This window comes from Prochlorococcus sp. MIT 1303 (genome assembly GCF_001631965.1).
GTDB lineage: Bacteria > Cyanobacteriota > Cyanobacteriia > PCC-6307 > Cyanobiaceae > Prochlorococcus > Prochlorococcus marinus_D.
In genome coordinates, this window is sequence record NZ_LVHK01000041.1 from 59,889 (window position 1) to 85,562 (window position 25,674).

Consider the following 25,674-nt stretch of genomic DNA (forward strand, 5'->3'; position numbering starts at 1 on the left):
TTTACTGATTAAGCGTTAATTTGCAGAGATAAATAATGCCTGCCCATCCTTACTAACTACCCAAAAAGAGGCTCTCGTCGGGGATTCTGGACAAGATGCTTCATCTCTCTTACAGCTTCTTTAAGGCCTACAGCAATCGAACGGGCCACAATCGTATGACCAATATTCAATTCTTCAATCCCTTCAATCGCAGCCACGGCTTCTACATTCTGATAAGTGAGGCCATGCCCAGCATTCACGCGTAAGCCAACGCTGCGCGCTCTTGCTGTCGCTTCAGTCAAGCGTGCAAGTTCAAAGGATTGATCAGCCCAACAGGCTTCGGCGTAAGCGCCAGTGTGCAGCTCCACCCAACGAGCACCACTCTTACAAGCTGCCTCCAGTTGTTGAGAAACAGGATCTACAAACAAGCTGACGGGAATCCCTGCAACCTGCAGCTGATCAACCATGCCTTTCAAGGATCCCTGCTGGGCAGCAACATCCAAACCTCCTTCTGTGGTCACCTCCTGCCGTCGCTCTGGTACGAGTGTCACCATGTCAGGTTGAATTTTTAAAGCAATCCCCACCATTTCAGCAGTGGCTGCCATCTCCAAATTGAGACGACTGCGCACTGTTGCCCGAAGCAGGTCCAAGTCTCGATCCTGAATATGACGGCGATCTTCTCTTAAGTGAACTGTGATGCCATCGGCTCCACCAAGTTCCGCCAATAGAGCCATCGGCACTGGATCGGGTTCCACGGTTTGGCGAGCCTGGCGCACATTGGCAATGTGGTCGATGTTGACCCCGAGGCTGGCCATAAAGAAAGGGAAACAGGCCTGATCCTATTGGGGATAATTGACCGCCTTCTATTCTCTAAGGGATTTGACCGCCGGTTCAACTGCCCAATCAACATTGGGTTCAGAGGTTCTTGGCCTTTAACTTCGGATGTTTGAACTCGCCAGAGACGGTGTCCTCGGCCCTAGCGACTCGTGAAAATTCCCTGGGTCTCGCAATAGACCCTTTTTTGGCCCCCGTTGCCATGGTGACGACGCAAGACATCGTCCTGCGCCAATACTTTCGAGAGCGCATCGTTCTGGGTCAAGAGAATCTGCCCATGCAAGGGCCAGTGTTGCTGGCTCCCACCCATCGTTCACGCTGGGATGCATTGATGTTGCCCATGGCCGCTGGCCGTCGGGTTACGGGTCGTGATTGTCGATTTATGGTCACTGTTGATGAAATGAAGGGCCTACAGGGATGGTTTCTCCATCGCTTGGGATGTTTCCCGGTGAATCAGAGCAAACCTTCGCTCACCAGCCTGCGCTATGCGATTGATCTGATGGCTGATGGTCAACAGGTCGTGGTTTTTCCAGAAGGAACAATCAATCGCACAGAAAAACCCATCAAGCTCTATCAAGGTTTGGCACGTCTGGCTCAACTTGCAAAAAGCCAAAATATTGATGTCCAAGTCGTACCAGTTGGTCTTGGCTATAGCGAAGCCATTCCCAAAGCCTGTGGACGGGCATCAATTTGCTTCGCAGAACCGATGAAGGTCTTGCAGACTGGTCGTGAGGCGGTGAAAAGCTTCAATGCAGAGCTGTCAGAAAAGATGCATGCAGCTGAACAAGCTGCCCTTCATGCAGTAGGCCGTCTCAAGAAAGCACCTTAAAGTTTCGCCCATCTGTTCTTCAGTTCATGCGTTGTCGCCTTCCGCTGACGGCCCTTGCTCTTTCTGCTGGCCTACTTCTCTCATCTGGTTCAGCACTAGCTCAAACAGCAGCTTCATCCAATGACAAGGTGCTGGCCCAAGCGGGCGGTGGATTCAATGTGGCAGCAGTTCAAGCCCTCCTGAATCAAGGAGATGCTGCTGTATCCGCTGGAAATCTCACTGAAGCCCGAAATGACTACGACAACGCTCGCGATGCTGCAAAGCAGCTGCTTGCCTTTTATCGAGACCTCAGTGGAGCCTTCCGCGGACTGGATGCTCGTATCCCTCGCGAAATGGATGCCAAAGGGCGTAAAGCCATGGGGCTCCTTGCCCAGGCCAACCTTCGCCTTGCAGCACTTTTCCGCCAACAAAACCAACCTGAGGTCGCTGTACCGGTGTTGGTAGAAGTGGTGAGAGTGATGTCGCCCTCCCGCCCCGAAGGCCAAAAGGCCTATCAGAGCCTTCTGGAGCTGGGGTTCGTAGAAACCCCCTATGCCGGCGCCAAGCTGACAGCTCCCAACTGAGTCAACTTTCGACTTGGATCTGCCAGCATCAAGCTTTGAAGTCAACATTGGTCTCCATGGTTCAATCCGACGAGGTGGGTGCAGCGATCCGGCTAGCCCTACCTGATGCCCAAGTCACCGTTGAAGACCTCACTGGCGGCGGCGACCATCTACAGGTGAGCGTCATCTCAAACGCCTTCGCTGGCCTTTCCAGAATCCGTCAGCATCAGTTGGTCTATGGGGCCCTCAAAGATCAGCTCGCCAGTGAAGTTATCCATGCCCTGGCCTTAAGCACCTCTACTCCTAACTAAACCCTATCCCCCCTCGTTTTCGATGGATCCCACTACCAAAACACGTATTGAAGCCCTGATCCAATCAAGCCCGATCATGGTGTTCATGAAAGGCACAAAACTGATGCCTCAGTGCGGCTTCTCCAACAATTGTGTGCAGATCCTCAACTCCCTCGGCATGAGCTTCGAAACCTTTGATGTGCTCTCCGACATGGAAATTCGCCAAGGGATCAAGGACTACTCCAATTGGCCGACAATTCCCCAAGTTTATGTAAAAGGAGAATTCATCGGCGGATCAGACATCTTGATTGAGATGTACAACGCGGGAGAATTGGCCGAGAAGCTTGAGATCGCTCTTAACAGCTAGGAGCTCAAGTTTTAATTCGTTAAGTCTTAGCAATTAAATGCCGTTACTACTCGCCACAACCTTGCAAGCAAATCTCCTCTATGGAGTGGCTGTGATCGGATTTTTTGCTGGTTCCTGGTTTTTGGGTCGAGCGATCACAGTGATCACCAAAGGCAATAACCCGCTGGTTTGGCGAGGCTGGAAGAAATTGTTTGGCCTCAAAAAGGACTGAACGACTCAGCAGCATTGCCCCCTAGGGCATCCCCATCAGCCCTAGAGAGGCTTGGGGTGATGGGCTTAAACGAGATACCTCTCCAAAACTTAGAGAACCAGGCCCATGTTGGTGGTCACCGAGCCAATCATGGCCAACACAGCAAGCGAAAACAAAAGGCAGCTAGCCAATTCCTGGAATGTGAAAAGGGAGCTTGTTGTCAAATGCCACGAGCCAGCGCTGCACCGCAGGCACACGCAACAAAGCCAAAGGCACAACAATATTCAGAGCAATCCAGGCAAAACCAAGGATTGCGCCGATTCGTCCACTCTTCTTGAGCAAACTCTCTTGCTGCTGCGGTTCGTCCATCGAATCACCGCTCATCAAGCTTTCTGCATTATGCCCTCGACAAAAAAGAAGTCTCATTGCTGCCAATAGGGAGACTGATCAACAAAAAAAGACCCTCGCGTGACACGACGGGCCTTGCTGATGGGGATCAGTCAGTCTTTTGCAAGGCAATAAGCCTCCCTTAAGCAGCGAGGCATTTCTATTCTCTTTTAAAGGCGCAGGCCACCATGAAAAGTGAACAAAAAAATCATTATGCCAATGAACAGAATCATTGATGCGCGCTCTAAAAAGCCTTGATATCACTGCTCATTAGCGCTGCTGCATCGAGTTAAAAACAAAACGTGAGCTTGCCCTGACCTGCTGGTCTGCAAAGGCTGCTGGAATTCCAAAAGGAATTACCAACCCGCTTCTTTTTTGCGATAAAGAGTTCCCATATCGCCATCTGGGCCAATAAAGCTGGAGGGATCCAAAATCCATCGATCGACAAGATCTTCCAACCTGGCCTGATCCCTTATCTCCAGTTGACCACTACGCCTTAGAGCATGAATGTAGCCGTCTGCATAAAGCCGCAGCTCCGACTGACTGTGGTAACGACTGGTAAGTTCCTGACAGGCATCACAAAGCGACTGGAAGTGTCTAATCGCCTCAGGGTGATCAAGAGATGTCATGGTCGGAGATCACGGCAGCCTCTTTTGCCAGCTTGCCATTGGATTGGGTTTAGCGTAAGCGCGATCTGTGATCACATGTGACCTCCATTCCCCGCAACCTTCATTCCACTGAGGACGCCCAAGTGTCTTCATCGGGGTCTTTGCAGATGCAGACCACGCCAAAGCAGCCCTCACGGGTCCTTGTGGTGGAACCTCACCAAACTCTTCGCACGGTGCTGGTCCATCGCCTCCGTCAGGACGGCCATCTCACCGCTGCAGTGGCATCCGCCGTGGAAGCCCTTGACGTATGTCGAGATCAGTCACCGGATCTTCTCGTTAGTGCTGAGTTACTTGAGAGGAGTTCTGCAATGCGACTCTCTCATCAGCTCCGTTGTCCTGTGATCGTGCTAACAGCTCGAACAGGCACCGAGCCCATGGTGGGCCTCCTGAATGAAGGCGCCGACGATGTGTTGCGCAAACCATTTGGACTTGAAGAACTTGCCGCACGCTGTCGCACCTTGCTGAAACGGGGACATAGCGGATTGCAGGAGCGCGTCACAGTGGGCCCCCTTGAAGTCCACTTGTTGCTCAGACAAGTGACTCTGCGCGATAAACCTGTGGAATTAAGCCCCAGAGAATTTGCACTTCTCTGTGCACTTTTAATGCCTCCAGGTATCGTACGAAGCCGCCAGGAATTATTGCGAATGGCTTGGCCTCCCTTCAGCGGTGGGCCTCGTTCTGTAGACACCCAGATCCTTACCTTGCGACGCAAACTTGAGCAAGCTGGGCTTGGTGAAGGAGGTGGCATCACCACCATGCGCCAGCAGGGCTATCGATTCAGCCTGGATACTCTTCCTGATTCTGAATCATAAATATTGGACCTCAAAACTATCGATTAGCCAATGATTAAAGACCCTGGTTGAAGTGGCCTAAACAGATTCTAAGCATTACTACAAGTTCATGATTTATGATTTAATCCAAAAGATGAGCGAAATAGATTGATGCTCAGTGACCTAAAGCAAGCAAGCCTTAAGGAAGTCTGTTATCAAAACAACCCCTAAAAAGCAGACAAGCTTGGGTGAGCAGCAATTGCCCAGATCAGCGGAGCGGTACCAATAGCAGTTGCAGTCAGCAATTGAGCACCGATAACAGCGAAGTGTTTTGCAGTCATGATCTAGGACTGATGGCTGCACACACCATCCATCAGATCAACCACATCTGTTCTAACCTTGCTCAAATACTGTAGTGAGATTGGTCACAGTCATGAATTCTGCATCGAACATCATCAGCATTCATGACTCAACAAATTGACAGCATCTTTATCAGCCAACACGAAGAAGTTGATGCTCTCATGCATTAGCTACTCATGAAAGATGCTTTCTCCAGCTTTAAGCGCAATTTGCATGCAAAGCTGTTTAAAGCTGCATCTAAATGCAGCTTTAAACAGCACCTGAAACCTCACCATGCCTACTTACTGTCCTGTTGTTTCTTGACAGCCTCCTCAATCTTGGCCTTCACATCTTCTGGCACCTCCTTAGGGCAGTACTGAAGAGCCCCAGTGATGATCTGAAACTCAGCACCAGCGAAAAGCTGTTTGGTGGTGAGTTTGGTAGTTCCTGCCGAAGCCACTAATCCACCATGGCGGCCCGTAAGGATCTGCGCGTAAGTAGCGGCAGCGATGCCAACGGCCTTGGGGAATTCCACGCCAGCGGCACGTGCATTACAAACGTACGAAGAGCCAATGCCTCGATAGAGAAAGATGTCTTCGTTGCTAGCCGGTGTTGCTTTGGACTCACCAGCTTGCTGAGCAAACGCAGCAGGACTAATCAAACTGAGGGGCATCAACAACGAAGCCGCCAAAACTGGACGAAGTCGACGGGAGAGGGTCTGCAATGGATCTGGTCTTCAAGACTTCGCCATGGTGCCCTATCCGACAAGGGTTTAACCACCCCCCTCCTGGTCAGTCATGACATATCAACGCTTTAGAGAGTCGAATCAACGCCTATCCCTTCTGATTCGAGGCTGATGCCCTCTCAAGCAGATTCTGATGGTGGATGGACCCTCGTCTTCAATCAGCCCGTCCCACTCATCGCCAGTTATCTTCGTAAAGGAGTCGCGCTTCCTTGTATGGCCAACAGCTACAGCGATAACGGCTATCACCCTCTTTGACTTATGCAAATACCTCCACTCGGATCAACTGATCCACATGTGGGAGCAACCAATCTTGCAATAGGAAGAGAGCCATCAGCAACGCCCACTGAGCAACAGACTGTTCATCAAGGTCTTAGCGGCTCTACCAGTTCAAGTAAAAACCCATAATGTGAACCTCAACCTTGCCAGGCACCCGCCACAGTGGATGGGGTCAAAGCCAATCAGCGACAACAGCTTCAGCTCCTGCTTGTAGCAGCTCGCCATCAGCTCTCCAGAAGCGATCTGCGGTCAATGATCCAGTTTCTGGAGAATGAAGACTGCGGCTTCGATGTCACGCTGCAGATGGCTGATCCAAGTGAGCAGCCGGAGTTGCTTGAACTGCATCGACTAGTGGCAACTCCTGCACTGATCAAGCTATCGCCAACGCCAAAGCAAGTGTTCGCAGGCAGCAGTATTTTCCAGCAACTACAAAACTGGATCACTCGCTGGCAGCAAGACATCGTCGTCACTGGCCTGGGCCTGAGCTTGAGGCCAACAGAACTCGATGGCAGCCGCACTCAAAGGGAATTGCAACTGGAAGATCAGCTGCTGGTATTGCGACAGGAGAACGAAACCCTGATCGACCGCCTCAATGCACAGGAACGAACACTGAGAATGGTGGCTCATGAGTTAAGAACTCCTCTAACCGCAGCAGTACTAGCGTTGCAGAGTCAACAGCTGGGTCAAATCAATATTGAACACTTTCAGGATGTCGTCAAACGGCGTCTTGATGAAATCGAATTGCTATCAAAAGACCTGCTGGAAGTAAAAAGCACGAGATGGGAAGACCTTTTCAATCCACAAAATCTTGATCTAGGAAATATCGCCGCAGAAGCGATCCTAGAGCTCGAAAAGCTATGGCTTGATCGAAACATCGAGATCCATACAGACATTCCCTCCGACCTACCCAAGGTATTTGCTGATCAGAGGCGCCTGCGACAGGTGCTGCTCAACCTGCTGGAAAATGCCCTGAAGTTCACTGAGGATGGCGGACAAGTTTCACTGTCCATGCTCCACCGCACAAGTCAATGGGTGCAGGTGAGCATCTGTGACAACGGGCCAGGGATTCCAGAAGATGAGCAAGAGCGAATTTTTCTTGACCGAGTGCGCTTGCCACAAACTTCAGTGAAAACCTCTGGATTCGGAGTCGGCCTATCGGTATGCCGCCGCATCGTGGAGGTCCATGGGGGCAAAATCTGGGTTGTCTCAGAACCCGACAAGGGCGCGTGCTTTTACTTAACAGTTCCAGTCTGGCAACGAAATGGACAAGAATGAACTCCGCTTGCCTTGACGGAGGGTCAGGCTTAAACGTAGTTTTCCCGAGTGATCACAAGCACAGACAGCTGTGATTACGGCCTCGCCCCCATCGTCTAGAGGCCTAGGACACCTCCCTTTCACGGAGGCGACAGGGGTTCGAATCCCCTTGGGGGTATCAGTTGATAACGGATTGACCTTGCTAAAGGTTGGCTTCTATTCGCAAAAGCAATGACCTTTGTCGTAGGCCCTTAGCTCGAACAATTTAAACAAAGGCTGCTCAAGATCATCTGCCTATCTTGAGATGTTCAAACCAAGGACTGGCGACGCAAGCCCTCCATCTCCACTGCAAGTAGATTTGCAGTGAGATCATCTCTCAATCGCTGTTCTATCAAGGCAACTGGCATACCAATACAGCCCTGAACAGTGAGCTCGTAGAGAAGGGACGTTGACGTTCCCTCAGCCAGCTCGCGCATGATCCAATTTCCCTCAAAACGTCTGAAGTCCCCTTTAAGCAAATGGAACTGCAACTGGCCCTCAGCTCGATGTTCCACCAACTCCAACTGAACCTGAGCTGAAAACCTAAGCCCCAGCAACTGTTGAGAACCCACCTGATTCAGCCGCACTCGATTGCCGGTGCGTTCCAACACTGTGCTGCTGGCAAGGTTTGGGATGAATTCACTAAGTTTGTCGTAATCGGTCAGAACGTCCCATAGCAAAGACTCTTTGATCGGCGTTCTCAGCTGTACAGCAAGTCGACGCGCCCCATGAGGCAAGCGTTCCATCGTCTGCTCGATGGCCTGTCGCTTCACTGAGACCGACTCTGGCGAGGCTATGAGCACGGAACCCGAACGTGGTTGAAGATCCTGGAGAGCTACCACAAGAAGAGGCTGCACTCAAGATGGAAAGGATACCGAAAGAATTCAATGAACGTTGAGCCAATGCCCAGAGACTGAGCTGTGCCAATCGCCAAACGTAACCCGAAAACGCCGATGAGTATGCATACCACCACACCTTCTAAGGTATTCTCGCCGTCACGCTCTTGCTCTTGATGGCTTTCAACCAAACTGAAGTAGTTCTCGGTGGAATCGCCCATATCCCTCTTGTTATTGGCGCTTTCTACGTTGTCAAAGCACTCTTTTACCGTGGCCAAGACGGGAAGTTAGTTCCTTTTAGCTTTTCTTACCGCCAAGCGGCTCAAATAAAATCATCCTCGACAACCACCTCAACCGAAAAGCCTGATACCAAAAGCCCACCCGCTCAAAAAGCAATACCTATTAACCTTTACAAGCCCAAGGCACCCTTTGAAGGGACGGTTCTAGAGAACTACAGCCTTGTCAAAGAAGGTGCTGTTGGCAGGGTCAATCACATCACTTTCAACCTGGCCGGGAGTGACCCCCATCTCAGTTATGTAGAAGGACAGAGCATTGGCATCATTCCTGCTGGTACGGATGCCAATGGCAAGCCCCATAAGCTTCGTCTGTATTCAATTGCCAGCACCCGCCATGGCGACAACCTAGAGGGCAAAACAGTCTCGTTATGTGTTCGTCAGCTCCAATACGAGCTAGACGGCAAAACGATTAACGGTGTCTGCTCCACCTATCTCTGCGACATCAAGCCTGGAGCCAAAACGAAGATCACCGGACCGGTAGGCAAAGAAATGCTTCTACCAGATGATGAAGAGGCCAACGTCATCATGTTGGCCACCGGAACCGGCATCGCTCCAATGCGTGCCTATCTTCGCCGCATGTTTGAGCCTACAGAGCGCTCCAAGAATGGCTGGAAATTCCGTGGCAAAGCCTGGCTATTCATGGGAGCTCCCTACACGGCCAACCTTCTTTATGACGATGACTTTGAGCGTTATCTCAGAGAATTTCCCGACAACTTCATCTATACCAAGGCCATCAGCCGCGAACAGCAGAATTCCAAAGGCGGCCGGATGTATATCCAAGACAGGGTGATGGAATATTCCGATCAGATCTTCAAAATGATTGAGAACCCCAAAACCCATGTTTATATGTGCGGCCTTAAGGGCATGGAGCCTGGTATCGACGAAGCGATGACCGCAGCTGCAACCGCTAAAGGGATCGATTGGTCAGAGTTACGACCCCAGCTGAAAAAAGCTCATCGCTGGCACGTTGAGACCTATTAATCCTGCAATCCCCAGGTTTTTAGCCTGATAAAAAGACCCGCCAATTCAGGCGGTTTTTTTATGCCTCCTCAAATTTTTTTGGGCATACGAGGACAAAGCATGCCGAGATGGTCTGGAGCACTTTGAATTCACAGATCCTTGGTTTCCCGTCAGAAGAGGTCTGTGTTCCATGAGCACCACGATCACAAACCCTTTGCGGGTTGGACTGCGTCAAGAGCGGGTTATCGCACCGCAGTGCCTAGTCATCTTTGGTGCAAGTGGCGATCTCACCCACCGCAAATTGGTGCCAGCCCTTTTCGAGCTATACAAACAACGGCGGCTGCCGAGTGAATTCGCCCTACTTGGCTGCGCGCGACGTCCTTGGAGCAACGAAATATTTCGCCAAAAAATGGCTGAAGCCCTCGGCGAGACTATCAACGAAAACCATCTTGCTTGGGATCAATTCGCCGCTGGTCTTTTTTACGAACCTGTCGATCTACAGAAGCCAGAAGACCTCATCAAACTCAGCCATCGGCTGGAAGAGATTGATCGACTCCGCGCCACCCGCAGCAATCGCACCTTCTATCTTTCGGTGTCACCAAAGTTCTACGGCAGTGGCTGCAAAGCTCTTGCTAATGCCGGTCTTCTAAGTGATCCCAAACGCAGTCGAGTGGTCATCGAAAAACCATTCGGGCGTGATTACGCCAGTGCTCAGTCTTTAAATCAAATCGTCCAAAGCTGTGGCCAAGAGAATCAAATCTTCCGCATCGACCACTACCTCGGCAAAGAAACAGTCCAGAACATCCTTGTGCTGCGATTCGCAAATACCATCTTTGAACCAATCTGGAACCGGAATTACATCTCCAGCGTTCAAATCACAGCCGCTGAAACCGTAGGGGTTGAAGAACGAGCCAACTACTACGAATCGTCAGGGGCCCTGCGCGACATGGTGCAAAACCATCTCACCCAGATGCTGGCCATCACCACGATGGAACCGCCAGGGCGCTTTGACCCTGAGGCAATCCGCAATGAAAAAGCCAAGGTTTTGCTAGCGGCTCGCCTAGCGGATGAGTTGGAACCTTGGAACTGCTGCATCCGTGGCCAGTACGCACCTGGCGGCACCAAGGAAGCTCCGATAGCAGGCTACCGACAGGAGCCGGGTGTCGATCCCAGCAGCACCACCGAGACCTATGTAGCGATGAAACTTTTCATCGACAACTGGCGCTGGCAGGGAGTGCCCTTTTACGTTCGCACTGGCAAACGACTAGCAAAGCGTCTTAGTGAAGTGGTTCTCACCTTTCGAGAAGCACCCGTGCACCTTTTCGATGCCGCTGGGGGCAGCCCTACAGCGAACCAACTCATCCTGCGAATCCAACCGGATGAAGGAGCCGAGTGGCGCTTTGAGGTGAAGTCACCTGGTTCAGGAATGCGCAGCCGACCAGTAGAGATGGAATTCTCCTATGACGAATCCTTCGGTGAGCCATCCGATGAGGGATACGTCCGACTTTTAGCTGATGCCATGCTCAGTGACCCAACTTTATTCACCCGCAGTGATGAGGTTGAAGCAGCGTGGCGCCTTTACACCCCTCTCCTGGAACTGATTGAAGACAGCCCATGGCAATTGCCCATTCATCCCTATGAATCACGTACCTGGGGGCCCGCTGCTGCCGATACCCTGCTTGCCAATGACGGATTGCTCTGGCGCCGACCCTGATTCCGCCTGGCTCATCTCATCTTGATTACTCAGCTCTATCCATGTCCCCCCAGCTCACGCTTCAGAGCCCTCTGCAACTCCCTCCTAGTGAGGTCCCTAGCTATCTCGAGCAGCTCTGGTTAAACGATCAACCTGGCAACACAGGCGCCAAAACATTCTCCCTGCTGGTTTGGCAGCCGGCCTGGGTCGAACAGCAGCTGGTTAGAACCGGCCAGATTGATGGCCCGATCATTGGATCGCAGAGCCAAGAGCTCATCCAAGCTGCCCGCAAAGCCGTTACCGAAGGTGATCTTCCCCACAGCACACCTCCTCTGGATTCAAGTGTTGCCGCAGTCCTTGCCAATCGCAAAGGCAATCAACATGGCGAAGATTTACGTGGGCAACACATTGATGCTGCCATCAGTGCCTTAGAACCCCGACGCCTGATCACACTGGCACCAACCCTCGAGAAGGGGCATGACCTCGAGACACTCGTGGCTGCCTATTGCCCATTACCAGAAGAAGGAGGAGGAAACAGCGCCTGCGGAGATGTGGTGGTGCTTCGCGGTGACCATCACGCCCTAACAGCTGGGCTGGGAATCCTTCAACCTCTACTACCTGCAGAACTGCCCTCCTGGGTCTGGTGGAACGGCAGCCTGGACGAAGCCCCCGAATTGCTCGAGCGGCTGGCTGTGACCCCACGGCGCCTGGTGATCGATACAGCACTAGGAGATCCCCATCGCTGCATTGAGCTGCTCAATGCCCATGTGGAAGCAGGCCGAGCGGTGAATGATCTGAATTGGTTAAGACTGCGCACTTGGCGAGAACACCTCGCAATGGTGTTTGACCCACCACACCGCCGCAATGCCCTTAGTCATGTTGATCAGCTCGAAATCGACGTTGAGGGTCATCACCCCGTCCAGGGTCTGTTGTTAGCCGCCTGGATCGCCGATCGACTGGGATGGCAATTACAAGCCGCCCAGACAATAAAAGGGGAAGGGATTGCTGCCGAATTCCGCCGAACCGATGGCACCACTGTTCACTTTCGCCTTATGCCTGTACCCATGGGGCAACCGAGCATTCATCCTGGCCAGATCGTGGGGGTCAGGTTGATCTGCAAGCCAGATGCACAACTCGAACATGCCGTTTGCGTGATTCTCTGTGCCGAATCTGGCGGCTGCATGAGACTCGAAGCAGGTGGCATGGCCAGCATGGAGCTGATTGAAGAAGTCGTCCCCATGCAGGTCGCCTCTGTAGAGATGGATGTAGCCAGACTCCTCGCTGGTGGCCATAACACCACCACCCCCCTGCTTGCCGCTGCAGCCCCCCTTGCTGCCAAGCTGCTTAGCTAAGACCCCCCTTTGGCGAAGCCCTTTTTCAGCCGCCACCCGTCATGGCCTGTGTGATTGCTGCCCCAGCCAGTGGCACTGGAAAAACCTTACTAAGCCTCACCCTCACAGCCTGGGCACGCAGCCGTGATCTAAGCCTCCAACCATTCAAGGTGGGACCCGACTATCTCGACCCGCAACAACTAACAGTTGCTTCCGGTAGACCCTGTCGAAACCTTGACCTACTGCTCTGTGGCCCCGACTGGGTGCAAAACAGCTTTCATGGCTTTGGTGCAGCTGCCGACCTTGCGCTGGTGGAAGGCGTCATGGGCCTATTCGATGGTGTCGGCACATCGCAGCAAGGCAGTACTGCTGCCGTAGCTCGTCACCTGCAACTACCAGTCGTGCTTGTCGTGGATGCAAGCGGCCAAGCAGGCTCCCTAGCGGCCCTTGTTAAAGGCTTTCGAGACCACGATCCACAACTGACTCTGGCCGGGGTGGTGTTGAACCGGGTCAATAGCAATCGCCACAAAGAATTACTGAAAGAAGTCCTCAACAGTATTGATGTAAAAGTGCTCGGTTGCTTGCCCCGAGATCCTGAACTCAATCTTCCCAGCAGACATCTCGGCCTTGCTCCAGCCCATGAGCTTGAGCGATTGGAAGCTCGACTACAAGCCTGGAGTGCCCTCGCAGAAACTCATCTCGATCTAACGAGCTTCAAAACGTTGCTCCGCGCGCCTACCCCGGCAATAGATCCAATTCATGCCCTGCTTGGAGAAAAGAGCATCCAATCACCACAACCACTACGGCCTGTAGCAGTCGCTCAAGACGATGCCTTTCACTTTCGCTATCCAGAAACCAAAGATTGCCTTGAAGCTCTTGGGATGCCAGTCCTGCCCTGGAAACCACTGGAGGATGAACCCCTACCTGCACAAGCGAAAGGTGTGATCCTTCCAGGCGGCTTCCCCGAACAATATGCGGCGAGTCTTAGTCAATGTGATCGCAGCATGGCAGACCTACGGGCCTGGTATGGACGGCGCCCGATTTATGCCGAATGTGGCGGGATGCTTCTGCTTGGACAGACCCTCACTGATCTGGAAGGACAAGCCCATCCGATGACAGGCCTACTTCCTTTTCATGCCAAAAAAGGCTCCCTTCAAGTGGGTTATCGCAGCCTTGATGGCACAGAAGACAGTCTTGTTGTACGCAAAGGTGATCGACTGATGGGCCATGAATTCCACCGCTGGGAACTCCACCCCACGAGCCCTAACGATGGCTTAAACAACCTTCTTGATCGACCACACAAGATCAACAAACCAAGCTCTCTATGGCAAGTTCAAGGGTGGCGGGTTCCTCAACACAAAGAAGGATGGAGCCATCAGACATTGCATGCCAGCTGGGTGCACCTCCACTGGGCGAGCTGCTCAATGATCTCCCGTCGATGGCGAGCCGCACTCGAACCGCAATCAATCCCAGCAAAAAGTGATTTCTGAACAGCACAAACCCAGGAAGACATCATTTGAAGATGCTCGTCAAAATTCAGCCAGCAGCAACCGTCCTGCATGACATCTCGTCAACTTTGGATCATCCGCCATGGTGCTACCGAATGGGCACTCCAAGGCCGCCATACCGGTAGCACCGACCTCCCCTTGCTACCCCAAGGGGAAGAAGAGGCGAAGGCTCTTGCTCCTGTGCTCAAAGGCGTGAGATTTGCTGCTGTGCTTTCATCTCCCCTGCAACGAGCCATGCGCACCTGTGCGCTGGCTGAGCTTGACATGCACGCTGAAATCCTGCCGGAGCTGATCGAGTGGAACTACGGAAACTATGAAGGCATCACCACAGCAGAGATCCGTCAAACCGTTCCTGAGTGGACTGTTTGGGATCAGGGTTGTCCTGGTGGCGAGCACGCTACTGCCGTGCAAGAGCGTTGTGAACGAATCATTGAACATGCCCTCGGCATCTCAAACAAGGGTGACATCGTTCTCTTCGCCCATGGACATATCTTGCGAGCCCTAACTGGCACCTGGCTAGGCCTTGGAGCCGCAGCCGGCCGACTGTTCAGACTCGATACCGGCAGCATTTGCATTCTTGGTTTCGAAAGAGAACAGCGCGTGATCACACGCTGGAATGCCCTTTGCAGTGGCAAGTTCTAAATCGAACAACGAAAGGTTCTTGCGCCAAGATTGACCATTGATCATGAGCGAATATTGACAAGCTCACCTGATCGCCTCAATGGCTGACACCACCCTATGGGCCGAACTGTTGGCCTTTGGCACCGGCTTAGCTCTCTCGCCGATCCATTTAGGGGTCCTGCTTCTCCTACTGCTAGGTCCTAAACCGATTCAGCGGGGAAGTTGGTTCGTTACTGGCTGGATCGTAACCACTCTGGTCACCGTCATCCTGCTACTGACTGTGGGCCACAGCTTGGTATTGGACATGACCCAAGGCTCTCATCATCGAACAGCTCTCGACCTTCTTGGCGGAGGAGCTTTGATCTCGTTGGGATTAAAGGAGCTCTTGCGTTCGTTTGCTGCAGGAGAAGAACAACCAGCCTGGACCCATACGATCGAACGATTTATCAATTTGCCGCTGCCGCTTTTGATCGCCGTTGGTGCGCTAACAGAACTCATCAGCCCAGATGACCTCTTCCTATTTGCCAAGACTTCAGCCGTGGTACTAGCCGCAAGCCTCCCCAGCTGGCAAGAAATCGTTGGCTTGGTGTTTTTCACATTTGGATCGAGCCTGCTGTTACTGATCCCCCTAGTCGCCGTGATCATTGGCAGAGAACGCGTGATTCCCTTGCTGCAATCTGGCAAACAACTTTTATTTGCCAAAGGTGACTTAATCGTTGGTGGGGTGAGTTTTGCTCTAGGTGCCTACCTTGGTTGGCAAGGAATCAGCGGTCTGACGATTGTGATCTGAGTTGATCCAACCAGCGACCTGGTGAGGCGGCGGCACCTGTTTTCCCAACAAGCCACACACCTGTACGGGCGCGACTAACAGCCACATAAACCAGTTGTCGTCTCAAGGTGAGATCTTGAGGCCAGAAAACATCACCAGCAACAAACACCTCCCCGAAGCTGCTCCCCTGGCTGCGATGGACGGTAAGAACCGCCGCAGGCCCCAATGATGCGAAGGCATCTCGAAGCAGAAAAAAACGCCGCCACAAAGAGCGACCATCCCTTTTGCCCGCCGCTTTTGCCTCAACCCTGAGCCTTTGCAACGTGGTATCGAGCAAACGTCTGCCCTCAGAACCAACTGGCGGCTGCAAACGCAACTCCAAATCAAGCTCGCCTGCTCGAACTTTGGCCGTCAGGGTGTCAACCACCGGCACAGACCAATCGCTTTGTCCTTCTAAACCAAACTCTGCAAGGTCACAGCGTTCCGGAGTGACGTCACGGACAACCACCTCTCGGTTTGATCCGAGCACCATGTCGGGTTCCTCGCCAGTCTCGGCACCACTACGAGAAGCCGGTGCCATGACTGCTTTGCGTGCAATCAAGACCTCTCCGGGGAGTACCGGCAACTGATCGGCCATATCACCATGAATCGCCCGCCTTGCATGGGGAACCAATTGCTCCAAGCTGCGATTCGTGTAGCAAAGAATCCTTGCTGCATCAGGGTTATCCTGAATGGCCGCGGATTGCAAGGCAGCCTGAGCTCGCTTCAGCCAGTTGTTTTGATCCATGCATCCAACCCGGCCCAGCTCATCCTCAATCAAGGGAAAGCATGGCGGGGACTGACAGGGCAAGCTGCCATCGCGAAGACGACTCGCCAATCGCAACACAGGGCCCTGATGACGCACCACCTGCTGCAATGTTGCTGTACAGGCTCTATGCATCGAGAACACAGGACTTTGGGCCTCACCGATAGGAGGCAGTTGAGCAGGATCGCCTACAAAAACGAGACGTGTCCGAAAGGGGTGGGCACACTGCAGAGCAAGACCCAGCAGGGTGCTGTCGATCATCGAAGATTCATCGATCAGAACCAGGCCCAATTGCTCTAGAGACTGGGCCGTTTGCTCTGTTGACTCACACAACTCAAGATCACCCTGCCGCTTCAATTTCAGGCGAAGCAGCCGATGAATCGTGGAGGGATACCAGGTGGGCCTGAGGCCTTCAAGGTCCAAAGCCTGACGAAGCACACCAACAGCCTTGTGAGTTGGCGCAACAACTGTCCAACACAGTCCAGCGTCCTCCACCTGACGCAACAATCGCATCGAAAGGAACGTCTTACCACTGCCAGCGAAACCACTCAGAACAAAGGGATTGCCATGATTCGCATCATCCAACCAAGAACTGAACGCTTCGGCAGCCTGCTGCTGATCTGCGGTGAGCTCAACAGTCGCAGGATCTAAAGAAGACTGCGTCACCCCAATGTCATACCCAATAACTGGCTGAGATGGAGTGGAGAACCAACAAAAACCAATCCCGGCAACGCCACTGCAGGGCCGATCAAACTGCCCACTAATACTTCAAAACGAGTGTGACCAAGGCTTTCTTTGAGCTGTTTTTCTGGTGGAGTGGGCCAGGTCTCCACAGGCAAAAGATTCACCCGTGCTGCGGTAAATCCCGCAGCACGTCTTATCCCACTGGCGTCATACATGACCACAAAAGCCACAGTGGCTGCAAGAGCAAATCCTGAATGATCAAAGCCCATCTCCCATCCCACACCTGCTGCTGTAGCAGTCACAAGGGCCGAATGGCTCGAAGGCATGCCACCCGTTTCAAGAAGCACTGCAGGTCGCCAGCGACGATAAAAAATTAACTCCACAATCAGCTTGGAAAGCTGAGCCAAGCCACACGCGGCAAGCCCCCAAGCCAAGACAGCATTATCTAAAAGTCCAAGCCACGCTGATGGGGAAGAGTCGCTGACAATCATCGATCGCGGCTGGTGATGTAATCGGCTAGTGCCAGCAAAGGTGCAGCAGAAGCTTGCCAAGGCTCTAGTGCTGCCTTGGCTTCGCTCACAAGGAGTTCTGCACGCCGACGGGATTCCTCTAAACCCAACAATTTGGGATAGGTGGTCTTATCAGCAAGCAGATCCTTGCCAGCAGTTTTGCCAAGAACATCACTACTCGCAGTCAAATCAAGGATGTCATCAATGATCTGAAACGCCAAACCAATGCCTCTCGCATAGATGCGTAGTGCAGCGATCAAATCGTCTTCTGCACCACCAATCAATGCTCCGCAGATCACACAAGCACTCAACAAGGCCCCGGTCTTATGGAGATGAATGAACTCCAAGGTATCCAAATCCACCTCTTTGCCCTCACACTCCAGATCCACAACCTGCCCCCCCACCAAACCAGGAGCACCGGCAACGAGAGAAAGCTCGCCAACGACCTTCAGCAACCGCTCCGGGGGTACTCCCGGACTGCGCAAAGCAACCATCTCGAAAGAACGCGTGAGCAGCGCATCGCCCGCGAGAATGGCAACGGCGTCGCCGTAAACCTTGTGGTTCGTGGGGCGGCCACGACGCAAATCATCGTTATCCATGGCGGGTAGGTCGTCATGGATCAACGACATCGTATGAATCATCTCAAGAGCAACGGCCGTGGATAACGCCTGCTCTGACTCACCTCCGGCAAGTTCGCAAGCTGCCAAGCAAAGGATCGGTCGCAATCGCTTACCGCCCGCCAAAAGGGAGTAGCGCATGGCCTCCCTGAGTTGCTCAGGGCGCTCAGGGCCAAGCGAATCATCCAAAGCCTCTTCAACGCTGGCTTTGGCCGCAGCCAAATAGGCGGGGAAATCGAAGAAGGTGCTGACCGCCGCCGCCATGAACCTTGTCTCGTTCATGGGATTCTCTCAGGCCAACCACTCTCAAAGCAGCAAATCTCTCAGGCCGAAGGGCAAACCGCAATGCTGCTGCCATCTAGCCACGGTATTCACCAAGAGCATGGTCACGGTCATCGGACCTACACCACCAGGAACAGGGGTCAATGCACTTGCCAAGGGTTCAACTTCTTGAGCTCGTACATCTCCACACAACCTGGCCTTGGCTTGCGTCCCTAGCTCAGGATCTGCGGGAAGGCGATGAATGCCAACATCGACAACCACTGCTCCTGGCTTGACATGCTCTGAGCCAATCATTTGTGGCCGCCCGGCCGCTACCACCAACACATCGGCCTGCTGAGTTAACGAGGCCAGATCACCTGTATGAGAATGGGCCACGCTCACGGTGGCATTTGCAGCCTGAAGCATCAATGCCATTGGTTGGCCTACCAGGATGCTGCGCCCAATCACAACAGCCCTTTTCCGCTCCAAAGAAATCTGATGGCGTGCCAACAAGGCCATCACACCGGCAGGGGTACAACTGCGCGGCCCAGGTTCACCTTTCAACAATCGGCCAAGGTTGAGGGTATGCAGACCATCGGCATCCTTCTCTGGATCAATCCCAGCAAGCAAAGGCCCTTCATCAAGGCCATTTGGCAAAGGCAATTGCAAAAGAATTCCGTCCACTCGCTCATCGATGTTTAAGGCCTGGATCGTGGCCAAAACCTTTGCAGCTGAAACCGTTTCCGGCAAATGGGTTAGATAGCTGGCCACGCCAATACGCCCACAAGCTTTCTGCTTGTGGGCCACATACAACCCACTGGCGGGGTCGTCCCCGATACGCAACACAGCTAACCCTGGCGGCCTTCCGGCTGGCAGCAAGCCAGCCGCAATTTCAGCTTGGAGACGCTGCTCCAATTCTGCGGCCAGTTGTTTGCCATCAAGCCTAAAGGCCATTCACCGATCCGATGCTTCCCCAAGCATGCACGCAGAAGAGAGCTAGCGTTTAGGACAAGTGCCAGCTTCTGTGGTCCGTCTTCCAACCTTAAACAGGCTCTGGCAGAGCTGGTTAAGCAGCGAGTCGCCGCGGCGTCCGGTGCTCCGCTGGTCAATGCCCTACAAGGCTGCACTCCTGCTGAGTTGCTTTGCTGTAGCAATCATCTCTAGCTGGCCCTGGTTGTTTCAACCGAATTTGAGCCCAGGACTTCCAGCTCCATTTGAGGCGCGAGCGCCCAGGGATGCTCGCGTCGTTGACACTGAAGCTCACGAACAAAGGCGCTCTCAGCTCGTACAGAGCACCTTTGTACAAGTGATCGATCAACAAGAAACAACCCGGCTCAAAAAACAGCTAGAGCGCAATCTCGCTGAGCTGGAACGTGTTGCACGCAATATTGATACCGGACGGATAGGGCCTGTCAATCTCAGCGCTGAAGAACAAATCTGGCTCAAGACGCGCTCCCAACTAGAACGAAAACGCTGGGATATGGCCATCCGCCGTGCCTCAGAACGCATGCTTAGTCAAGGACTAAACAATCTCGCCCTTGAGCAGCTACAAGAGGCGGCCTCAATTCAATTAGCCGATCTAGGTGAGCGGAAAGGCCCTGCCAGAAGCCTTAGCAGCAAGCTGCTAGCTACCTCCTATCAAGGCAGTAGCAATCTGCGCACAGATCCAGCCCTCAGCCAACGCCTCATTGAAGAGCTGATCACCAAACAAGACCTCCCAATCATTGAAGTCCGCCGCGGCGATCTGATCACGAGCAAAGGAGAGCCCATCAGCCCAAGGGGCTATGCCGTTTTAAATCACTTCGGCCTTGTCAGTCGAGGCCCAGATTGGGGACCTTGGCTCAGCCGATTCAGTACAGCCCTCGCCGGCTGTGGCGTGATGCTGCTGATCATGCGACGGGAGCGTCCCTGCCTAGAAGCACGTCATGGCCTACTGGCCGTTGGATTGCTGCTGATCACTCAGGTCAGCAAGCTCTGGTTGGTTCCTGCGGTGAGCCCACTAGCCCTAATCGTGCCGCCAACACTAATACTCGCCCAAGGTCTTGGCACGAGCTGTGGCCTGGCATGGATGGCTGTAGAGAGCCTGCTATGGCCTATGCCAGTCAACGGCCTTGGCGAAGGTCGAATGATGATTGCCTGTATCGTTGCTGCTGTGGCAGCTTTTTATGCCGGCCGTCTGCGTAGCAGGGCCCAGCTGTTGCAAATGGCCTTTTTGTTGCCGTTAGCAGCCCTGCTGGCTGAGTGGCTGCTCCTGAGTGCAGGCGGCGGCACCTGGGGACGATTTACACCCAACTTCAGCGAACTTCTCTCAGAAGCACTCCTGATGGGCATCTTGCTGATGCTGGCGATCCTGCTGACCCCAATTTTGGAGACCTCTTTTGGCCTGCTCACCAGAGCCCGCTTGTTGGAATTGGCCGATCAAGAGCGCCCTCTGCTACGCCGTCTCTCCTCAGAAGCTCCAGGGACTTTCGAACACACATTGATGATCTGTGGGCTTGCAGAGGAAGGGGCCAGAGCCATCGGTGCCGATGTAGACCTGATCCGTACGGGTGCCTTGTACCACGATGTTGGCAAGCTCCACGCACCAAAGTGGTTTATCGAGAATCAGATCGAAGGAGAGGAAAATCCTCACGAACAACTTAATAATCCCCACGGCAGCGCGGAAGTGCTTCAAGCCCATGTTGATGAGGGTTTAAAACTGGCCCGTCGCTACCGCTTACCGCGCCGAGTGGCGGACTTCATCCCTGAACATCAAGGCACTTTGAAGATGGGGTATTTCCTTCATCGCGCAAGAGAACTAGACCCCTCCGCTGCAGAAAAAAACTTCCGCTACCGGGGACCAATACCTCGTTCCCGCGAGACCGGAGTCTTGATGCTGGCCGACGGTTGTGAAGCATGCCTTCGCTCCCTACCACCGAACACCTCTGATAGGGAGGCACACTACACCGTGAAGAGAATTATTGAGGAGCGGCAACGGGATGGCCAACTGAGAAAAAGCAGCCTCAGCCGAGCCGAAGTAGAGCTCGTGAGGCGTGCTTTCGTACGCGTTTGGAGACGCATGCGCCATCGCCGTATCCCTTATCCAATACCTGCTCGCAAGGGGTTCCCCGATTAGCAGCAAGAAACTGAAAGGATCAAATCAATGCCTTACAGATTTATATCGGCATCTAATCACTATCAAATAAATCTAAGTCTCGGTGAAAGGTTCAAGCAACATCAACAATCGCAACTTGGCAACGCAAAAGCTCTACAAGAAAGCACTTGCTAAGTTGCTCGAAATTCTTCTATTTCAGCAACCACCAAGCAATCCCTAGCTACATTTCTGAGCTCGTACTTTTCTCTTGCTTAACTTTCCTGAGCTGCAAGGAATGGAGCCCTACTTCGTAGGCGAAGCCTCTGACCCGTAAAAGGATGACGAAAGCTCAAGGCTGTCGCATGTAAATACATCCTTTCAAAGACAGCTTCTTTGCCATAAATCGGATCACCCAAAATCGGATGTCCAACACTTGCTAAATGTGCGCGCAATTGATGGGATCGACCTGTCAAGGGCCAAAGCCATAACGTTGAGCCTTTTGCGTTGCAGCTTCTAAGCCTCCATTGTGATCGACTGTCTTTTCCTTGCGGATGCTTGCCATATAACGGCGGATTCTTCTGCAGCCGCGCCATCGGGAAGCTGATCGTTCCAGCATTGCTCTTCATCCGGCCAACCACCACTGCCACATAAAGCTTGCGCACTCGACGTGCTGAGAAAAGCATGCTGCAACGCCGCAAGCTCTCAGCCCCTCGCGCCAACAACAACAACCCTGAAGTGTCTCGATCAAGGCGATGCACCAATCGCAGCTCTGGGTCAACAACCTGCAGGCAACCAATCAGAGAATCCTGCTGATCAACACCAAGACCAGGCTGACTCAATAAGCCTGGTGGCTTCTCCACAGCCATTAGCCAGGAATCCTGAAATAAAATCCTCATTCATTAAGCCCACGCGAGCTCAATGAACAGGCAATGAAAACTGATCAGACAATCATCATCAACTGAGATCAAAGTCGACCTCCTTGACGATGAATCGGACGACACCAATAAAGCAGCGCCAGCAGATTCACAACGAACATCAGCAGCGACAAGCCACCAAGAGCCTGAGAGTCAGGCACCACCAATGCCTTATCCAAAACCAGGCGGACAATTCCGTAAGGCAACGACCCTGCTAAGGCCATCGATAAAGCAACAATGGCAACGATGACGCCCCATCGCCGCTCAGCCAAAAGGCCAGCAGATGCCACGATGCCAACGATGGCAGCCGGCCAGGCGAGGCTAAAGGCGAGGCTGATATTGGTTATTTGCAGAGCCTGATTAGTAAATGCAACCACTCCAATAATGGGGAGGGCCGCCACGTTGGCTAGCAAGCCGATCCAGGCCATCAACCAATAACCACGAACCACAGCACTCATCACAAAGACTCTGACTAGTGCCAACGTAAGCAGGCCTACTAGACGCTTCTAAAAGAAATCAGGTTGATTCAGGAATTGGACTGAGCTCGCGGATCGACAAGAACGTCACCTTGATAAGACTTTTCGGCGGCGGCGCCATTGTTTGCGGTCTCATCGCTAGAGACTTCTCCTGCACTCTCAAGCTCAGTCTCAAGAGTGGAAAACAGCAGAGCTACTGCTTCTTTACAGCCTAGAGGAGAGGCCATGACCCACTCAATCCAGCCCAAGCAAAGGCTTTCAATCTCCTGGATCAGGGGGCTTAGTTAGCAAAGAGCTTTCGTCACTTGGGCAGAACTTTGCAGACCAAGATCACCGCCATCAAACGCCAAAACCACATAACGGCACCAATCTTCGCCCAGGGAAGTGAGATGACTTTCGCTATCAATCGTGGGCCCTGTTAGAGACGTGGTCAAATCATCTGCCATGACCACCTATGGCGCGGTGGACCACTCTGAATGAGCTAAGGCTCTAAGCGATCGGCACAGTACTGCAAAAAAAGACTTTTCACTTCCTCAAAAGGAAGGGCCTGCACAAGGCGTGCCTCAACCTCCTCACGTTGTTGACTCTGGTGATAGAGGCGAAGCTCCCTCACCACCTCCGGAGAGCTCCGTTGCACAGTTAAAAGTGCTTTGCCTAGCTGATGATCTGCCAACAAGGGACCGTCCTTACAAGCTTGCATCACATGGGCCGACTCATGGGCAAGCACTGGCCAAACCTCTGTCGGATCATCCTCAAGGTTGTTGGCACAAAGCAGCACTGCATTTCTGCCAACATGAAAAGCACCCATCAATCCTGATGGACAGTCATCTGCTACCAGAGTATTCGTACCAGCCTGCTGCAAAAGGTTTTGATAACGACCAATCTGCTCCCAGCTACTGGCATTGCAAACATCAAGCCAAGCCAAACCAGACAAGGAAACCACCAAGCATCCCAACCATCGCAATAACACCACAGCCAATCGGGCAATCCTCTGTTCTTATTGGACACAGATCGGCCGCGTTGGTTGCTTCAATGCACCGAACTTCTCCGGTTTTCATTCAAGCTCCTCAGAGCAAACGTCCCCCAGGGATCCTCAAAGCAATGAGCGATTCAGCATGAGGTTGACCAAATGCGCTGAGCAGGGCCCTCATCAGCCAGAGGAAGGGGCTGGAGGCTCCCCACATTCAACCAAGACGAGTCACGAGTTAGTCGTTTAAGGACTGATCGGAAAGCTTTGCCGATCAGGCTCACAAGGATCCCAACGATGAAATCATTTCTTAGACCAATCCCTCCAGGAATCTCTTCAAGAAAAACCCTGCAAATCCCTAAATACGATCCGCCTAAAACTTCTGCAGAAATCAAAGAATAAAGCCTTGCTGATACAAGTCAGATTAAGCTCAAGTCTCCGCAGACTAAATCTTGAAGCCAAAAGAGCCTATCGCCAATTTACATCCTTCTTTTCATCCTATCCTTGCAGTACATATCGACAAGCTCCTTGAGAAAAGCTACAAAGAATCACCAAAATACCAAGGCAAGTATTCTTGACTATTTAAAAATAAAGCCAACTTTTATTCGCATCAAGCTTCAAACCCTGCTTTCAAAGGCATCGGTACAGAAAATTTAAGACTAGACCATTGCCAAGCTTCTCATGCATTCTTCTTACCTAAAATAGAAAATCAATTAAAATTAAAATAGATCCTCTTAACACTCGCTCACTTTTACAAGTCAATGCACTGCCAGCCCAAGTGCCCAATAGACCCTATAGTTTTCCAACCAGAAAGGCTGGCCATTTGTTAAAAAGACATTTCAGCACTGTGGCCAAGGTGTCACAAAAGAACCAACCACAAAACCATAGCGCGCAGCTGCGCAATCAGCTCAGCCTGATTATTAGGGCTTTCACCGCAGTGACAGCAGCTCTTTTAATTCTGCTACCAATGCAACCAAGCTGGGCTGCCTTGGACTATGCCAAGCAGGATGACATCCTTAGCGACACCAACATGCCAGAGGAAACCTTCGATTCGGCAATGTTCGACGACCTTCCTTTCGCACAACGCCGCCAAGCGCTCAGGGAGGAATCTGGGCTCCGGCGTCGTGACGCCTCTACACCTCTGATCCCTTAAGGATGAGCATTTTACTCATCCAAATGTTGTAAAGCTGGCTAATCAAATAGCGTCTAGTCAATCCAGCCAATGAGTAGCCGCTGGGCTGACAACCGGACTCAAGATCAGGCAATCAACAATTAACCAGGTCCACGACATCCTCACCAGCAATAGTAGTAACCTCTCTTATATTTAAACGTGTATTTGTACATAATCGCCAAAGGCCTAACTGTATATTTAGCCACTCGAGTATGAAGTTGGCACAATGGGTCAGCGTCAATTTCTGGGATAGCCCACAGTTCGCCAAGACCCACTACGCGTCATCACTTCAACACCAATAGCCCTTTGACTGATTGAGCATTTTAGCCCCTGTCCATCACACCAATTCTTTGCAGCGGCAAGAGCTGCTTCCTCTGACTCATATGGAGCATCCAGCACAGGGTGGGGAGTTCCATCAAGAGCAACCAACCTGTAAAGCAGTCGTTGGGGCGCCATATTTCTTCATTTGCTCAACACACCCATAATCTCACGACTGTGAAAAAACTTGCACAACCAGAAAACGATCTCTCTAGCAGTGTTCTTCCCTGCCAAAAACCCATCTCTCTAATGAGGCTGCCATGACTTGATCAACAAGACTGCCGCACAAACTCTTTTTCAATGCAAGAAATACACTTCTATAGATCCAGAAAGCTAGTGAAGATCAAGCAACTACA

The 25,674-nt window shown here is 52.4% G+C and carries 31 protein-coding genes and 1 tRNA gene; 17 read left to right on the forward strand and 15 right to left on the reverse strand.

Annotated elements, in window-relative coordinates; translation table 11 throughout:
* Positions 1-56: 56 nt before the first annotated feature.
* Positions 57-794 carry a pyridoxine 5'-phosphate synthase gene (locus PMIT1303_RS06065; protein ID WP_063397944.1) on the reverse strand — a complete coding sequence of 246 codons (738 nt, stop codon included), beginning with the start codon at positions 792-794 and terminating at the stop codon, positions 57-59.
* 110 nt (positions 795-904) lie between these two features.
* On the opposite strand from PMIT1303_RS06065, the gene PMIT1303_RS06070 reads away from it, so the two are divergent.
* The 5 genes from PMIT1303_RS06070 to PMIT1303_RS13325 are packed head-to-tail and all read left to right on the forward strand — an operon-like array spanning position 905 to position 3,052.
* Entirely contained in the window at positions 905-1,642 is a 738-nt protein-coding gene (locus PMIT1303_RS06070; protein WP_063397945.1) for a 1-acyl-sn-glycerol-3-phosphate acyltransferase, read from the forward strand.
* Between the two features lie 26 nt (positions 1,643-1,668).
* The gene (locus tag PMIT1303_RS06075) at positions 1,669-2,205 is read left to right on the forward strand and encodes a hypothetical protein (RefSeq protein WP_063397946.1); all 537 of its coding nucleotides are present in this window, start codon (positions 1,669-1,671) and stop codon (positions 2,203-2,205) included.
* Between the two features lie 56 nt (positions 2,206-2,261).
* Positions 2,262-2,495 (forward strand): BolA family protein, encoded by a 234-nt coding sequence (locus PMIT1303_RS06080; RefSeq protein ID WP_011130466.1) that lies wholly within the window; start codon positions 2,262-2,264, stop codon positions 2,493-2,495.
* Between the two features lie 22 nt (positions 2,496-2,517).
* Positions 2,518-2,841, forward strand: a complete 324-nt coding sequence (gene grxD, locus PMIT1303_RS06085) for a Grx4 family monothiol glutaredoxin (RefSeq protein ID WP_011130467.1) — start codon at positions 2,518-2,520, stop codon at positions 2,839-2,841.
* 37 nt (positions 2,842-2,878) lie between these two features.
* Complete coding sequence (locus PMIT1303_RS13325) at positions 2,879-3,052, forward strand: hypothetical protein (protein WP_011825608.1); 174 nt, start codon at positions 2,879-2,881, stop codon at positions 3,050-3,052.
* A 162-nt stretch (positions 3,053-3,214) separates the two neighbouring features.
* On the opposite strand, the gene PMIT1303_RS06090 is transcribed toward PMIT1303_RS13325, so the two are convergent.
* Positions 3,215-3,415 (reverse strand): Signal peptidase I, encoded by a 201-nt coding sequence (locus tag PMIT1303_RS06090; protein ID WP_231901358.1) that lies wholly within the window; start codon positions 3,413-3,415, stop codon positions 3,215-3,217.
* A gap of 359 nt (positions 3,416-3,774) precedes the next feature.
* Positions 3,775-4,047: a DUF6761 family protein gene (locus PMIT1303_RS06095; RefSeq protein WP_011825607.1), complete on the reverse strand. Its 273-nt coding sequence runs from the start codon at positions 4,045-4,047 to the stop codon at positions 3,775-3,777.
* Positions 4,048-4,193: 146 nt separating this feature from the next.
* On the opposite strand from PMIT1303_RS06095, the gene PMIT1303_RS06100 reads away from it, so the two are divergent.
* Positions 4,194-4,898 (forward strand): response regulator transcription factor, encoded by a 705-nt coding sequence (locus PMIT1303_RS06100; RefSeq protein ID WP_011825606.1) that lies wholly within the window; start codon positions 4,194-4,196, stop codon positions 4,896-4,898.
* A 595-nt stretch (positions 4,899-5,493) separates the two neighbouring features.
* On the opposite strand, the gene PMIT1303_RS06105 is transcribed toward PMIT1303_RS06100, so the two are convergent.
* A complete protein-coding gene (locus PMIT1303_RS06105; protein WP_063397947.1) occupies positions 5,494-5,919 on the reverse strand; it encodes a hypothetical protein in 426 nt (141 codons plus the stop codon).
* Positions 5,920-6,051: 132 nt separating this feature from the next.
* On the opposite strand from PMIT1303_RS06105, the gene PMIT1303_RS13330 reads away from it, so the two are divergent.
* From PMIT1303_RS13330 to PMIT1303_RS06115, 3 genes are all read left to right on the forward strand, one after another.
* Positions 6,052-6,195, forward strand: coding sequence for a hypothetical protein (locus tag PMIT1303_RS13330; RefSeq protein WP_156486925.1), 144 nt, complete (start codon positions 6,052-6,054; stop codon positions 6,193-6,195).
* 183 nt (positions 6,196-6,378) lie between these two features.
* Positions 6,379-7,491, forward strand: a complete 1,113-nt coding sequence (locus tag PMIT1303_RS06110; protein WP_063397948.1) for a histidine kinase — start codon at positions 6,379-6,381, stop codon at positions 7,489-7,491.
* A gap of 84 nt (positions 7,492-7,575) precedes the next feature.
* Positions 7,576-7,648 (forward strand) — tRNA-Glu (locus tag PMIT1303_RS06115).
* 130 nt (positions 7,649-7,778) lie between these two features.
* Here PMIT1303_RS06115 and PMIT1303_RS06120 read toward each other — a convergent pair.
* A complete protein-coding gene (locus PMIT1303_RS06120) occupies positions 7,779-8,366 on the reverse strand; it encodes an SRPBCC family protein (RefSeq protein ID WP_011825599.1) in 588 nt (195 codons plus the stop codon).
* Positions 8,367-8,521: 155 nt separating this feature from the next.
* Between PMIT1303_RS06120 and PMIT1303_RS06125 the strand changes: the two genes are divergently transcribed.
* From PMIT1303_RS06125 to PMIT1303_RS06150, 6 genes are all read left to right on the forward strand, one after another.
* The gene (locus PMIT1303_RS06125) at positions 8,522-9,622 is read left to right on the forward strand and encodes an FAD-binding oxidoreductase (protein ID WP_063398010.1); all 1,101 of its coding nucleotides are present in this window, start codon (positions 8,522-8,524) and stop codon (positions 9,620-9,622) included.
* A gap of 169 nt (positions 9,623-9,791) precedes the next feature.
* Complete coding sequence (gene zwf / locus PMIT1303_RS06130; protein WP_011130474.1) at positions 9,792-11,315, forward strand: glucose-6-phosphate dehydrogenase; 1,524 nt, start codon at positions 9,792-9,794, stop codon at positions 11,313-11,315.
* Between the two features lie 41 nt (positions 11,316-11,356).
* On the forward strand, positions 11,357-12,646 hold the full coding sequence (locus tag PMIT1303_RS06135; protein ID WP_063397949.1) for a glucose-6-phosphate dehydrogenase assembly protein OpcA: 1,290 nt from the start codon (positions 11,357-11,359) through the stop codon (positions 12,644-12,646).
* 41 nt (positions 12,647-12,687) lie between these two features.
* A complete protein-coding gene (locus PMIT1303_RS06140) occupies positions 12,688-14,115 on the forward strand; it encodes a cobyrinate a,c-diamide synthase (RefSeq protein ID WP_063397950.1) in 1,428 nt (475 codons plus the stop codon).
* Between the two features lie 69 nt (positions 14,116-14,184).
* Positions 14,185-14,775, forward strand: a complete 591-nt coding sequence (locus PMIT1303_RS06145) for a histidine phosphatase family protein (protein ID WP_063397951.1) — start codon at positions 14,185-14,187, stop codon at positions 14,773-14,775.
* Between the two features lie 79 nt (positions 14,776-14,854).
* On the forward strand, positions 14,855-15,544 hold the full coding sequence (locus tag PMIT1303_RS06150; protein WP_011130478.1) for a GAP family protein: 690 nt from the start codon (positions 14,855-14,857) through the stop codon (positions 15,542-15,544).
* Here the strand turns inward: PMIT1303_RS06150 and PMIT1303_RS06155 are convergent.
* From PMIT1303_RS06155 to folD, 4 genes are read right to left on the reverse strand one after another with little or no spacing between them, the layout of a single operon-like run.
* Positions 15,519-16,994 carry an ATP-dependent RecD-like DNA helicase gene (locus PMIT1303_RS06155; protein WP_063397952.1) on the reverse strand — a complete coding sequence of 492 codons (1,476 nt, stop codon included), beginning with the start codon at positions 16,992-16,994 and terminating at the stop codon, positions 15,519-15,521. The two genes, PMIT1303_RS06150 and PMIT1303_RS06155, sit on opposite strands and share 26 nt — an antisense overlap.
* Positions 16,991-17,503, reverse strand: a complete 513-nt coding sequence (locus PMIT1303_RS06160; RefSeq protein ID WP_063397953.1) for a divergent PAP2 family protein — start codon at positions 17,501-17,503, stop codon at positions 16,991-16,993. The genes PMIT1303_RS06155 and PMIT1303_RS06160 overlap by 4 nt, the downstream gene beginning before the upstream one ends.
* Positions 17,500-18,402 carry a geranylgeranyl diphosphate synthase CrtE gene (crtE, locus tag PMIT1303_RS06165; RefSeq protein ID WP_197459782.1) on the reverse strand — a complete coding sequence of 301 codons (903 nt, stop codon included), beginning with the start codon at positions 18,400-18,402 and terminating at the stop codon, positions 17,500-17,502. Before crtE ends, PMIT1303_RS06160 begins: the two co-directional genes overlap by 4 nt.
* Positions 18,403-18,444: 42 nt before the next feature.
* Positions 18,445-19,353 carry a bifunctional methylenetetrahydrofolate dehydrogenase/methenyltetrahydrofolate cyclohydrolase FolD gene (gene folD, locus PMIT1303_RS06170; RefSeq protein WP_063397955.1) on the reverse strand — a complete coding sequence of 303 codons (909 nt, stop codon included), beginning with the start codon at positions 19,351-19,353 and terminating at the stop codon, positions 18,445-18,447.
* 58 nt (positions 19,354-19,411) lie between these two features.
* Here folD and PMIT1303_RS06175 point away from each other — a divergent pair, with 58 nt between their 5' ends.
* On the forward strand, positions 19,412-21,514 hold the full coding sequence (locus PMIT1303_RS06175; protein ID WP_156486926.1) for an HDIG domain-containing metalloprotein: 2,103 nt from the start codon (positions 19,412-19,414) through the stop codon (positions 21,512-21,514).
* 230 nt (positions 21,515-21,744) lie between these two features.
* On the opposite strand, the gene PMIT1303_RS06180 is transcribed toward PMIT1303_RS06175, so the two are convergent.
* From PMIT1303_RS06180 to PMIT1303_RS06195, 5 genes are all read right to left on the reverse strand, one after another.
* Positions 21,745-22,368 carry an RluA family pseudouridine synthase gene (locus tag PMIT1303_RS06180; protein WP_063397956.1) on the reverse strand — a complete coding sequence of 208 codons (624 nt, stop codon included), beginning with the start codon at positions 22,366-22,368 and terminating at the stop codon, positions 21,745-21,747.
* A 68-nt stretch (positions 22,369-22,436) separates the two neighbouring features.
* Positions 22,437-22,844 carry a hypothetical protein gene (locus PMIT1303_RS06185; RefSeq protein ID WP_063397957.1) on the reverse strand — a complete coding sequence of 136 codons (408 nt, stop codon included), beginning with the start codon at positions 22,842-22,844 and terminating at the stop codon, positions 22,437-22,439.
* Positions 22,845-22,912: 68 nt separating this feature from the next.
* Complete coding sequence (locus PMIT1303_RS13780; RefSeq protein ID WP_197459778.1) at positions 22,913-23,089, reverse strand: hypothetical protein; 177 nt, start codon at positions 23,087-23,089, stop codon at positions 22,913-22,915.
* 57 nt (positions 23,090-23,146) lie between these two features.
* Positions 23,147-23,308 (reverse strand): hypothetical protein, encoded by a 162-nt coding sequence (locus PMIT1303_RS13785; RefSeq protein WP_197459779.1) that lies wholly within the window; start codon positions 23,306-23,308, stop codon positions 23,147-23,149.
* Positions 23,309-23,343: 35 nt separating this feature from the next.
* Entirely contained in the window at positions 23,344-23,841 is a 498-nt protein-coding gene (locus tag PMIT1303_RS06195) for a hypothetical protein (protein ID WP_063397959.1), read from the reverse strand.
* A gap of 835 nt (positions 23,842-24,676) precedes the next feature.
* On the opposite strand from PMIT1303_RS06195, the gene PMIT1303_RS06205 reads away from it, so the two are divergent.
* A complete protein-coding gene (locus tag PMIT1303_RS06205) occupies positions 24,677-24,982 on the forward strand; it encodes a hypothetical protein (protein WP_063397961.1) in 306 nt (101 codons plus the stop codon).
* A gap of 255 nt (positions 24,983-25,237) precedes the next feature.
* On the opposite strand, the gene PMIT1303_RS06210 is transcribed toward PMIT1303_RS06205, so the two are convergent.
* On the reverse strand, positions 25,238-25,456 hold the full coding sequence (locus tag PMIT1303_RS06210; RefSeq protein ID WP_011825580.1) for a hypothetical protein: 219 nt from the start codon (positions 25,454-25,456) through the stop codon (positions 25,238-25,240).
* Positions 25,457-25,674: the final 218 nt, after the last annotated feature.